Source organism: Desulfotalea psychrophila LSv54 (assembly GCF_000025945.1).
Taxonomy (GTDB): Bacteria; Desulfobacterota; Desulfobulbia; order Desulfobulbales; family Desulfocapsaceae; genus Desulfotalea; species Desulfotalea psychrophila.
Genome location: NC_006138.1, coordinates 330588 through 343369 on the forward strand (window position 1 = coordinate 330588; position 12782 = coordinate 343369).

Annotated in this window: 10 protein-coding genes; all 10 read left to right on the plus strand. The window is 48.3% G+C overall.

The features are described 5' to 3' along the window. Positions 1–137: 137 nt before the first annotated feature. A complete protein-coding gene (lpdA, locus tag DP_RS01510; protein WP_041277486.1) occupies positions 138–1562 on the plus strand; it encodes a dihydrolipoyl dehydrogenase in 1425 nt (474 codons plus the stop codon). A 442-nt stretch (positions 1563–2004) separates the two neighbouring features. Further along, positions 2005–2367, plus strand: a complete 363-nt coding sequence (locus DP_RS01515) for a 4-fold beta flower protein (protein ID WP_041277487.1) — start codon at positions 2005–2007, stop codon at positions 2365–2367. A gap of 120 nt (positions 2368–2487) precedes the next feature. After that, positions 2488–3711, plus strand: coding sequence for a cation:proton antiporter (locus tag DP_RS01520; protein WP_011187551.1), 1224 nt, complete (start codon positions 2488–2490; stop codon positions 3709–3711). Between the two features lie 14 nt (positions 3712–3725). Next, the gene (locus DP_RS01525) at positions 3726–6467 is read left to right on the plus strand and encodes an HAD-IC family P-type ATPase (RefSeq protein ID WP_041277488.1); all 2742 of its coding nucleotides are present in this window, start codon (positions 3726–3728) and stop codon (positions 6465–6467) included. 190 nt (positions 6468–6657) lie between these two features. Next, entirely contained in the window at positions 6658–7800 is a 1143-nt protein-coding gene (locus DP_RS16455) for a trypsin-like peptidase domain-containing protein (protein ID WP_049784979.1), read from the plus strand. Positions 7801–7982: 182 nt separating this feature from the next. Further along, positions 7983–9626 (plus strand): glycosyltransferase, encoded by a 1644-nt coding sequence (locus tag DP_RS01535; RefSeq protein ID WP_011187554.1) that lies wholly within the window; start codon positions 7983–7985, stop codon positions 9624–9626. 93 nt (positions 9627–9719) lie between these two features. Then, the gene (locus DP_RS01540) at positions 9720–10184 is read left to right on the plus strand and encodes a pyridoxamine 5'-phosphate oxidase family protein (RefSeq protein ID WP_041277489.1); all 465 of its coding nucleotides are present in this window, start codon (positions 9720–9722) and stop codon (positions 10182–10184) included. A 28-nt stretch (positions 10185–10212) separates the two neighbouring features. Beyond that, entirely contained in the window at positions 10213–10686 is a 474-nt protein-coding gene (gene dfrA / locus DP_RS01545; protein WP_011187556.1) for a trimethoprim-resistant dihydrofolate reductase DfrA, read from the plus strand. Between the two features lie 60 nt (positions 10687–10746). Next, positions 10747–10953, plus strand: coding sequence for a PAS domain S-box protein (locus tag DP_RS19080; protein ID WP_407637888.1), 207 nt, complete (start codon positions 10747–10749; stop codon positions 10951–10953). 419 nt (positions 10954–11372) lie between these two features. After that, on the plus strand, positions 11373–12722 hold the full coding sequence (locus tag DP_RS01555; protein ID WP_011187559.1) for a diguanylate cyclase domain-containing protein: 1350 nt from the start codon (positions 11373–11375) through the stop codon (positions 12720–12722). The last annotated feature ends 60 nt before the right edge of the window (positions 12723–12782 follow it).

Sequence of the window (12782 nt, forward strand, 5' to 3'; positions counted from 1 at the left end):
TTTGAGAATTGATTTAAAAGGTCATTTTAGTATATATTGCTATTATACATATTTTTGAAGCATGAAAATACCTATTTCGTACTTTGATGCCGTGAATAACAGCATATTCCACAATAAACACTATGGGAACCACTGAGATGAAAGTTAAAATTGTTGTTTTAGGAGCAGGACCTGGCGGATATGTAGCGGCAATACGAGCAGCGCAGCTTGGTGGAGACGTCACTGTAATAGAAAAAGAAAATGTAGGTGGCACCTGTCTCAACTGGGGATGCATCCCTTCAAAAATATATAAGCAGAGCGCTGACACCCTTAACTCCATCAAAGATTCTGCAAGCTTTTGCATAGATGGGATCAGCGAAGGCAAACTCAACCTGGAGAGACTTCAAGAACGAACCAAGGGTATCATTGCCTCCCAATCTAAGGGCATCCACGGCCTCCTGGCAAAAAACTCCATCTCTTATATTGGGGGAGAGGCCAAGATGTCCGGTAGCCATAGCCTCTCTGTCACCAGGAAAGACGGCGAGACAGAGGAGGTGCAATTTGATAAGCTGATCATCGCCACCGGTAGCACACCGATGGCCCTCCCCTTCCTCCCCTTTGACGGAGACAGGATACTCTCCAGTGATCATATCTTTTCTCTTAAAGAAATACCAGAGTCCATTACTATTATAGGTGGCGGAGTCATTGGCTGTGAATTCGCCTGCATCCTGCAGAGCTTTGGCGTTGAGGTGACTCTGGTGGAAGGCCTTGAACGCCTCCTCCCCCTCCCCTCCGTTGAGGAGGAGTGTTCAAAGCTTCTTCTCCGGGAGATGAAGAAAAAGAAGATCAAGGTCGAGCTGAAGACAACCCTGGCCTCGGCAAGCCAAAAAAATGGTATGGTTCAGCTCAATCTGGTTAGCCAGGGGAAAAACGGTACAGAAAAAGCCAAACAGATAGAATCAGAAAAGGTACTGGTCTGCATCGGACGCAGGGCCAGTAGCGCCAGTTTGGATCTAGACCAGGCAGGCGTAGAGACCACAAAGCGGGGCTGGATAAGCACCGGGGCCAACCTACAGACAACGGTTCCTCATATCTACGCCATTGGTGATGTGCTTGGCCCCGAACGAATCATGCTGGCCCATACTGCCTCAACCGAGGCGGAGATTGCGGCTGAAAATTGTTTTGGCGGCGCAGAAGAGATGAACTGGCAGGTAATGCCAAGTGCTATTTTCACCATGCCCGAAATCGGTTGCGTGGGACTCTCCGAAGCCCAGGCCGCCGAACTGTACGGCAAGGAAAATATCCGGGCTGAAAGCAGTCTCTTCAGAACCTTGGGCAAGGCTCAGGTCATCGGCGAGTTAGCAGGAGTCACCAAGATAGTCTGTGCCAAAGAGGATGGAAAAATTCTTGGGATCCACATTGCCGGTGCCCATGCCACGGATCTCCTCGGCGAGGCCACCCTGGCCGTGAGCAACGGCATAACAGCGAAACAGCTCACTAAAACCATTCACGCCCATCCAACCCTTGCTGAGATCCTTCTAGAAACCGCCTTTAAGATCGAGGACATGCCTCTACACGGCTAAGAGCTGCAGAGCAAAAAGCAAAAAGCAAAAAGGGGCCGGAACCGTTCGTAAACAACGATTCCGGCCCACCCCACAATGGCACCAGCCAGCCCCGCAGGTAATCGCCACACCTCCACCTCATCATCACCACTCCCCTTAATAACAGCGCTGGCACTCCCCCTCCACAAACAACGAAATGACATCCATCGGCAAAGTAACTCTGGCAATGATCGCGCCAAAAAAGCAGCTCAACAAAGAGAGGCCACTCCTCCAGAGTTAGCAAAAAAAACGGCAAAGCTTGGCCTTAGGGTAGATTTCATTTTCCATAGCCCATATAATGTTACTGAATATGGGAGAGGAGCAAATATCCGCCAATGCCCCCCTCAGACCGAGAGAAGAGATGGGCGATATCAACCAGAGGTGCAACTCCATCTATTAAAAAACAGTTAAGCAAGGAGTAGAAATGACCCCAATATATGGTAGAGATGCTGAGCTGACAGGTTGGTATGATGGCATGAATATATTTAGTCTGGATCTGGACTGGTTAGCATTTCACAATGATGGCAATCTATTTTCAGCCCACAATCTAAAGTGGCTTGGCCCCGTTGATGACGGCTTATTCTTAGACAGAGAGGGCAAGCCGGTAGCCTGGATTGAAGATTGTACCCCTTCCACCTCCACCAAGCCTATCAAACCGCCCCCACCCTCACCCCCGGCAAAACCCTTCAAACCACTCCAACCCATAGATCCAACAAAACCGCTAAAAGCTCTTATAATCCAAGATGGGTGGTCGACTCTTACATGGCAACAGTGGCTCAAGGCCTAAGCAGAACAGGCCAGCAAGGCCAGCCTATCTCCGTTCACAGGCTACGAACGAGAGAAACAGGAGTTTATCAAAAAAATAATTACCTTAATCTCCCCTATTTGAAACTTACGAGATCTCTCTATGACTCCTTCCACCTTTGAACCCCTCCTCATCCTCGGTCTTGTTTTAGTTACCGGATATTTCGCCGGTAGAGCCGCAAATTTTTTCGGCCTGCCACGGATAAGCGGATATATCGTCAGCGGTCTTATTTTTTCTCCTTCAGTCAGCGGCATTATCTCTTTTCAACAAATTGACCATCTCTTTAGCTTCACATCCGAAATAGCCCTGGCCTTTATCGCCTATTCCATAGGCGGAAGCCTTCTCATGTCCCGGGTTCGTGGACTGGGAAAAGAAATTCTATGGATAACCCTGACCCAGGGCCTTGGTGCCTTTATCTGTACCTGTCTTACCGTTTACGCCGTGCGGGACTTCCTACCAGCCTCTATAGGTGAAAGCGGGAACACATTCCTGTCTGTGATCCTTATCCTGGGAAGTATTTCAGCTGCAACCGCCCCGGCAGCAACCATGGCGATAATACATGAGCTTCGAGCCAAAGGCCCCCTGACCACCACCCTGCTTGGGGTTGTCGCACTCGATGATGCCCTGACTATCATCATCTTTTCCGGGGCGATCACCATCGCCAGCCAGTTATTATTGGGCCAGACAGACAACTCTCTTATTATGCAGGGCATTACAACCGTTGCCGGGGCCATAGCAATTGGTCTTATCGGCGGACTCATCTTCAAAAATTTCCTTGATCCGGCAAAGCACACCGAGAGCAACCTCATGCTCACCCTTGGGGCAATATTTCTGATCAGCGGCTCAGCAGACAGGTTCGGTTTTTCCCCACTCCTGGCAAATATGGTTATGGGCTTTGTCATTATCAACAGGGTCAAACACGCTGAAGACCTGTTCCATAAAGTGGACACTATTAAGGAGACGATTTTCTGCCTGTTCTTTACCCTGGCGGCGGCCCATTTTGATCCCAGCGTGTTTGCCTCATCCGCCTTCCTCGGCATCGTCCTCCTGATCGGGCGATTCAGTGGCAAACTTATCGGCACCTTTCTTGGCGGTAAAATCTCTAAGGCCTCACCCCAGATATATAAAAACCTTGGCATGGCCCTTTTACCGAAGGCCGGCCTCTCTCTGGGGCTCATACTTCTCGCCAAACCGATATTGTCGGCAGAAATTTTCGATCTACTGCTCAATGCAATGCTGGTCTCAATTACCCTCAATGAAATTATTTCGCCACCACTGGCAAAATGGGCAATTACGCGGGCAGGCGAAGCCAATCCTGACAGGTGAGCCAAAGGGACGCAATGAAAACCACTCAATCTTGGCACGACAAAACCTGCGAACAAAGCCTAGCTGAACTGAAAACAGGGACCGCAGGTTTGGATGAGATCGAGGCGAAACAACGACTCTCCAATTTTGGCCCTAATCGGTTGACGGAACCGGCACGACGTCATGTCCTCCTCCGTTTTTTGCACCACTTTCACAACATCCTCATCTACGTTCTCCTCATTGCCGCCGGCATTACCACCCTGCTCGACCGCCTGCTTAATACATTTGTGATCATTGCCGTGGTGATTATCAACGCCATCATCGGTTTTTTACAGGAGGGCAAAGCAGAGACGGCCATGGAGGCTATACGGCATATGCTGGCTCTACGTGCAGCCGTTATTCGCGGCGGCAGACGACAAACCATAGTGGGCGAAGAGTTGGTCCCCGGTGACATTGTCTTGCTGGAAGCTGGCGACAAGGTGCCAGCTGATTTGCGCCTGCTCACCAGCCACGGTTTACAGATCCAGGAATCCATTCTCACCGGCGAGTCCATGGCCGCTACAAAACAGACAGAGCCCGTCGCGAAAGGCGCACCGCTTGGCGACCGTTCCTCCATGGCCTATAGCGGCACAACCGTCGTCTCTGGACAGGCAATGGGGGTGGTGGTTGCCACCGGCGGAGAGACGGAGATCGGACGCATCAGTGTCCTGCTCGCGCGAGTGGAGATGCTGACCACTCCCCTGGTAGCCAAGATGGAGGTCTTCGCTAAGTGGCTTACCCTCTTCATCCTTACCTTGGCAAGCCTGATTCTTCTCGTCGGCTACTTTGTCCTCCATCAGGACTTTACCGATCTGTTCATGGCGGTAGTAGGTCTCTCTGTCGCGGCCATACCAGAGGGATTGCCGGCAGTGCTGACCATCACTCTGGCCATGGGAGTGCAGATCATGGCGCGCCATAATGCCATTATTCGCCTTCTGCCGGCCATCGAAACCCTGGGATCAATATCTGTGATCTGTTCCGACAAGACGGGTACCTTTACCCGTAATGAAATGAAAGTGGCTTCGGTGATCACCAGCCGGAACCACTTCAATGTCGACGGATCAGGCTATGAACCAGCGGGAGATATTAGGCTGGAAGAGCAGACTGTCACCATTGCCAATCATCCAGCACTGCTGGATCTAGGCCGGACGGCAGCGCTTTGCAACAACGCTGTCCTGACAAGAGTAGCTGAAACATGGCAGGTTGAAGGCGATCCTATGGAGGGTGCCCTGCTGGCCTTTGCCGGAAAAACCGGCTTTGATGATCACAAGGCGCACATTGAATGGACATGCACCGACATGATACCCTTCGACGCCGAACATAAGTTCATGGCCACCCTCAACCACGACCATAAAAACAAGGCCGCTATCTTCGTCAAGGGTGCCCCGGAGAAGGTGCTTACCATGTGCCGGAAACAGGGGCTTAGTGCAAGCGAAACAGAACCACTGGATCATGACTACTGGGAAGAGCAGGCCCAGTTCATTGCAAGCCAGGGCCAGCGCGTACTTGCCCTGGCAGCCAAGCCAATGAAACCGGAGCATATGGTACTGGCACATGCAGATATAGAGGATTCACTGATATTTCTGGGACTGGTTGGCCTCATGGACCCGCCGCGGCCAGAGGCAATTATGGCGGTGGCTGAATGCCACCTTGCCAGCATTGAGGTGAAGATGATCACCGGTGATCATGCGGCAACAGCAGTCGCCATCGGCAACCAACTCGGACTAAGAAACACCAACAGGGTACTGACCGGGGCAGAGCTGGACACACTTGACGAAGCAACGCTTGCGGCAAGAGTCAGTAAAATCGGGATCTTTGCCCGCACCAGCCCGGAGCATAAATTACGACTGGTAATGGCCCTACAGGCCAATGGCATGACCGTAGCCATGACCGGAGACGGGGTTAATGATGCACCAGCACTCAAACGCGCCGATGTAGGCATATCCATGGGTAAGAACGGTAGCGAAGCAGCCAAGGAGGCGGCAGAAATTGTCCTGACCGATGACAATTTCGCCTCTATTGTTGCAGCGATACGCGAGGGACGAAGGGTCCACGACAATATAAAGAAGGTAATAAACTGGACCCTACCGACCAATGCCGCCGAGGCCCTGACCATCGTTCTGGCCCTAATGCTGGGGATGACCCTGCCCATCACCCCGATCCTCATCCTCTGGGTGAACACCATCACTGCGGTGACCTTGGGTATCGCCCTGGCCTTTGAACCGACAGAAAAAAAAGTCATGCTCCGTCCGCCCCGACCCCACGGTGAACCGCTCTTGAGTGGCGAACTGCTATGGCATGTCGCCCTGGTGGCGAGTCTATTTCTGATTGGGGTATTTGGCATCTTCAACTACGCCATTGAACGCGGCTACTCTGTGAATCTGGCCCGGACCATTGCCATGAATACACTTGTGATGCTGGAAACATTTCAGCTTTTTTTCATCCGCAATATGCATGTAACCTCACTCAGCTGGAAGGCAGTACGCGGAACAAAGGCAGTATGGATAGCGGTCAGCACCGTCATCCTTGGCCAATTTGCCATCACCTATTTACCATGGTTACAAATGGTGTTCGAAACTGAGGAGATAGCGTTATTGGATCTCTTTCTGATAATCGGCATAGGCGCACTGACCTTTATCGCTATCGAGATCGAAAAGCAGATACGTCTTCGCCTGTACAGAGAGTTCACCCTGGTTGGCATCTTCAAAAAAATATATCGGAAATTTAGCATGATGTAAGCTTGCCATTGCAGAAAGAGAGAGGATCTTAAATCAGTACATTCTGCAACCAATGAGCCAGCAAGCTCTACCAGAAAAAAAACTGGCGCGGGTAAATCCTCTTAAAAACAGATTTTGAGCATCTCACTGAGGTGGAACAAGACAAATCATTCACATTGACCTAACAGCATAGTTTTTTTTGGAGAAAATAATGAGCGACAAAGACATCACCTGCCCCAAGTGTTCACACCAACAAAACAGTGAGGCAGAATGCGAGTCCTGCGGTATTATTTTCGCAAAGCATCAACTCTTTCTTGAAAAGAAAAAGGCGACAGCAGAGGCGCAAGAGATTCCACTCCCTGAGAGAAAAAGAGAGGTCAGCGGCCCTTCATTTACCATCCTGATCCTCCTTCTGGTCTTATGTACTGCCGCCACCACCTATTATTTTGTAAAACCAAGGGCCACCGCCCCGCCGCCAACTATCACAGCCAGCGAAAGCAGAACTGTAAAACCTGCGTCCACAGGTAAAATTACCCGACAAGAGCTTGCTCCCCTAACCAATTTGACAACAACAGATGCTATTGCCAGGGCCCTACGGGCGACGGTACAGATACGGACAGCATGGAGTACCGGCTCCGGTTTTTTCCTCACCGATAGTTTTATTATCACCAATCGGCATGTGGTAAAAGCCGTAAAACAGGACTTTTCGGAGCAGCGAAGAAATATCAACAATACAAGAAAACTGGTGGAGCTTGAAAAGCAGAAGATACGCAATCTCCATGCACGGCTGAAAAAGATGGCCAAGGGCCCGGGACGCGAACAGCTAAAAATTATTATTGCAGAACATGAACGCCAACTTGCCCTGGTACTCCCAAAACTTTCACAGAAAGAAAACGAATTAAAAAATTTGGAAAAGGCAGTGACAGAGAGAGGTGACATTGTTGTCTATATGGCCGATGGTAGCAAACACACTGGATATCTCACCCAGGTAAGTGACCACTATGACTTAGCTCTTCTTTCTATCTTTTCCGTCGAGCATGGCAAAATCCCCCTAGCGCCAGCGGGCTCAAAGCTCCAACAGGGAGATAAGGTTTATACTATAGGCAGCCCCGTCGGCCTACAAAACACTGTTACTGCAGGCATTTTCTCTGGCTACAGAAGAGCAGATGACAGTAAAAAAATATATCTGCAGACAGATGCGGCAATTAATCCAGGAAATAGCGGTGGGCCGCTCATTGACGAAAACGGTCATATTCGTGGCATAAACACCATGGTTCTAAAAAATACAGAGGGTATTGGCTTCGCCATTCCCATTGAAAAGGTTTATGAGGATTTTGGTTCAGTCCTTTACTAAACAATTAGCTTAACAGCTGGCCATGCGTCCGAGTTGAAGGAGGGGCATGAAACTAGCTGGCAAGATGTACAACAAAATACAATTATTCACAGTTATCTCCCCTAGGCAGTAGCTTAAATCAGCAAACAGCTTCTAACAAACAGATCTATTCCCCCCCCGAAATCCATCCCTATGGAGGAAGTATGATTACAGTTTTGCATGGATACCTGCTTGAAGGCTCAGGAAGCAACCTATGGACCCGTGCCACTGTCCAATCTCTCTGTGAAAGCGGAGAAACCGTCCACCTCATGTGTCAAGAAAACCATCCGGATCTCTATGATTTTATCAGTGACGCAATACTTTATAAGGCAAATGGGAAGAGGGAAACCTTACTAAAACGCAAACCCATCTATCCAGGCAGATGCATTATGCATAAACCGCATATAGGAGAGACACTGCCTGTCTATGTAAAGGATAAATATGAAGAATTTTCTGACGTACGACCAATGGTTGAACTCAGTGATGGAGAAATTGAAACATATCTGCGGACAAACGTTAAAATACTCCAGCAAATAGTAGACGAAAATGAAATTAAGGTTATTCTTGCCAACCATGCCGTTCTTATGTCTGTCGTTGCCCAACGAGTAGGAAAGACACGAAATATCCCCTATGCTATAATGCCCCATGGGAGCGCCATCGAATATGCTGTAAAAAAGGACAGGAGATATTTTAACTATGCCGAAAGTGCATTTGCTGAGGCACAGAGAATATACGTCATTGGCAAAGAGATGAGAGAGAGGCTCAAGAACCTATTCACAAAATTGCCTCAGATTGAAGACAAAATGAAAGAGTTAAATCTGGGGGTCAACACCTCCCTCTTTAACCCCATAAAGAGAGAAGAGAGAAAAGACAATATAGGCAAGCTCTGCCTGGCATTAGAAAAGGTGCCACGGGGCAAGACAGGCTCTCAACAGTCCATGCCAGAACAACTGACAGCCGATATTTCCAAGCGAAACTTATTGAGTATTATACATGCCTCATCCTCTTACCATGCAAAATTTCCAGATGATAATGTCGAAGAAAAGTTGCAAATGGTGGAGTGGAATAATGAAAAAATCATTCTATTTGTTGGTCGACTCATCGCAAACAAAGGTCTCCATTCAATCATAGCCGCCCTACCTGAAATACTTGCCAATCAAGTAAATACACGCCTGATCATAGTAGGACACGGTCCACAACGCGAACAACTTGAAACACTTATTTGGGCATTACAAAACGGACACTCAGACTTAGTCCTTAATCTTGTAAACTGGGGAAGAGAGCTGGAGGGTGACGGGGAAAGCGCCTGGCAAGAGATACAGCTCTATTTTAATCACCTGAAAAAACATGATAAGCTGACTCCATATTTTAAAAAAGCGCAAAAGCACCTGAAGCAAGACAGCGTAATATTCACAGGATACCTTACTCACAAAGAGCTGTGTCACCTGTTTCCTGCATGCGACGTAGCAATTTTTCCATCTATTGTCGCCGAGGCCGGCCCCCTGGTATTTTTAGAGGCAATGGCCTCAGCTTGCTTTCCCATCGGCACATATTTTGCTGGCATGGCGGCGAGCATAGATTCCGTAGCAGATGCCCTTCCTCAGAATGTAGTAGACTTAATGAAAATAAGTCCACGGCCTGAGCAAACGGTAATGGATATCATAGCGAAGACAAAAGGCGCCCTCTCTGTTGACAGATATTACAAAGAAAAATTACGCAGGATTGCCATTGAAAAATATGATTGGAAAAACATCAGCAAAGTCCTGGCCTCAGATTTACACAGATTGCAGACATTAGTGAAAAGATAAGGGTTAAGAGGATCTTCTTAAACTCGATTTCCGGCATCCAGCCAAATAAAGACATTGCTCGTCGGTGAATCCAATAATAAATGGGAGCAGATAATGAGACGCCGTGACAAGGAGATAAAGGAGAGGAAAGAGATAGACAAGATTATTAACAGATGCACAGTATGCCGATTGGGAATGGCAAAAGACAATATCCCCTATATAGTCCCCCTATCCTTTGCCTACGATGGATTAAACATCTACTTCCATACAGCTAAGAAAGGGCAAAAGATAGAGTATATAAACTCAAACAGTCAGGTTTGCCTTGAATTTGAGACCGATATTAAGCTCATATCTGATGAAACATCACCCTGTCAATGGGGATTCTCATTTCAGACCGTCTTCTGCCAGGGCATGGTTACAGAAATTACCAATAAAGAGAAGAGAGTTGAGGCACTCAAACTGATAATCGCCCATTACTCAGAGAAGAAATGGGCGCTAGATGAGAGGATGCTCAAATCAGTCAGAGTTTGGCAGGTCTCAATAAAGAGTTGGACAGGAAGCTCATCCAAGGACCGTTAATAATAATAATAATAATAGAAGAGGTCATATGAAGATTTCACTCATGGCGGCAAAGTCTGAAAACGGAGTCATTGGTAAAGGAGCGGATATCCCCTGGATGGTCAAAGGGGAGCAGCTCTTATTCAAGGCGATAACCTTCAATCAATGGCTACTGGTTGGGAGAAAAACTTTCGACTCCATGGGGGTTCTGCCCAACCGTAAATACGCAGTCATCACCAGATCCGGCCTCCTCTCGCAGAATGACAATGTCCTCGTTTTTCCTTCCATAGAGGATGCTCTCCGTGAACTTGCTCAACAGACAGAGCATATTATAGTTGCAGGTGGTGGAGAAATATTCAAGGCCATGATTAACAGAGCCGACACCCTACATCTATCAACGGTTCATCAAAATATCGACGGAGATATTACCTTTCCTCAAGTACCGAAGGATTTTAAATTAGTATTTGAGCAGTACTTTGAATCAAATATTAATTATACCTACCAGATATGGCAGAGACCATAGGCGACAGCAGACAGGATAAGTGTTGGGTTCCCACATGATTACAAAACCAAATCTACTCATATCAGCAAGAGCCATGAATTAGGCCACCACACCTTTGAAGCGGATCATATTCGAAAAGACGGGACAATCTTTCCTGTCTATCACGACGTGACAACGGTGATAGATGAAGAGGACAGGCCTCTCTACAGTATCGTCAATATGTTGGATATCACCGATAGAAAAAGAGATGAAAAAATTTCGTACTCACTTGGAAAAGCTTGTCGATGAACGGACCCAAGAGCTACAAAAGGCCTTAAATGAAATTAAGACATTAGAGGAAATAGTACCCATCTGTTTACATTGCAAAAAAAATACGCGACGACAAGGGCCACTGGAATCTCTTGCAGGCATTCCTAGAAAAACACTCCGACGCCTCCTTTAGCCATGGGATCTGCCCCGGATGCGTAGAAGAGTTCTATGGAAACGAGCCCTGCTCACAAGTCAGGTTCGGCTACTCATTCTATTTTCCAAGAGACTATGATAGTCTTCTATGAAGAGAGGGGGCGATCCCCTTCAGACTCCTGCAACCAGAGCGCTGAGGATCAACCAATAAGGCACGGTAAGATTTTCAATACCCCGTTACCCTGTCCTAGCAGGACATTTACAACAGTGCCCGTACATTGAACCCTTAACAGATAAAAAACGGCATGAAGACATTTAACTTATTCAGAAAACACCCCCTCATCCTGATAGCAGGGATATGGACAATCCTCGTGAGTGCCCTGATTGCGCATGAGATAAACCACCTGCATGCCGAAACAGAGACAACAGCCATAACTGAGGCCCATACCATTTTTAAAAAGGATTTGGCCCTGCGCCACTGGGTCGCCTCTCATGGCGGAGTCTATGTCCCCATCGATGCCACGACCCCGGCAAATAAGTACCTTGTCCACCTGCCGGAGCGTGACATCCAAACGCCCTCAGCGAAAAATCTCACCCTGATGAACCCGGCCTATGCCATGCGGCAGATGCACGAGTCCTATGCCAAGACATATGGAGTAAGAGGGCATATCACCAGCCTCAAGCTGCTTAGACCGGAAAATATAGCGGATCTGTGGGAAACAAGGGCCCTGCAGTCCTTTGAACAGGGAAAGAGGGAGGTGAGTGAGCTTACCGATCTCAGCGGCAAGCCATTCCTCCGCTATATGTGGGCGATGATCACCGAAAGGCCCTGTCTTAAATGCCACCAGGGATACCAAGTGGGAGATGTCCGGGGAGGCATCTCTGTATCAATACCAATGACTGATCTCCTGGCAAAGGAAAGTCGGGAACGTCTAGAGCTGCTCTTATCACATGGTCTGATATGGCTTAGCGGTTTGCTTCTCATCTACTTTGGGGGGCGGAGAGTGATGCTTAGCACAGAGGAGCGCAATCAGGCCAATAAGGAGCTGCTGCGCCATAAGCAGCATCTTGAAATTAAAATAAGGCAACGCACTGCAGAACTCACCGAGGCCAATCAAAAATTAGAGCATATCTCACTCACCGATGGCCTGACAGGTATAGCCAATCGTCGCCATTTTGATAATCTCATCGCCAAGGAGTGGTCTCGGGCCATACGGGAGAAAACCCCCATTACTCTCATCATGATTGATATTGATTATTTTAAACTATTTAATGATCTCTATGGCCATCCTGAGGGTGATATATGTCTCAAAACAGTTGCCATGGCCCTCAATGCTGAGATGAGACGATCGACTGACTTTGTGGCGAGATATGGCGGGGAAGAGTTTGCAGCTATCCTGCCTAATACGGGCGGGCCAGGAGCTCTGGTCATGGCAGAGAAGATGAGGGCAAGTATTGCCAAACTTGAGATTGAACATAAAGATTCAGAGATAAATAACTACCTCACCATTAGTCTGGGCGCTATCTCAGTCGTCCCCAAAAAAGGTTCAGACTTCAGCCATTTCATTGAGCAGGCGGATAAGGCCCTATACACGGCGAAGACAGAGGGTCGTAATCAGGCAAGAGCTTTCTCGCCTGATGGTGAGAATGCCTAAAAGCCCTAACCGAAACAGCACAGCCAATCACTTGCGGGCAGCTAGCCCCGCAAACGACTC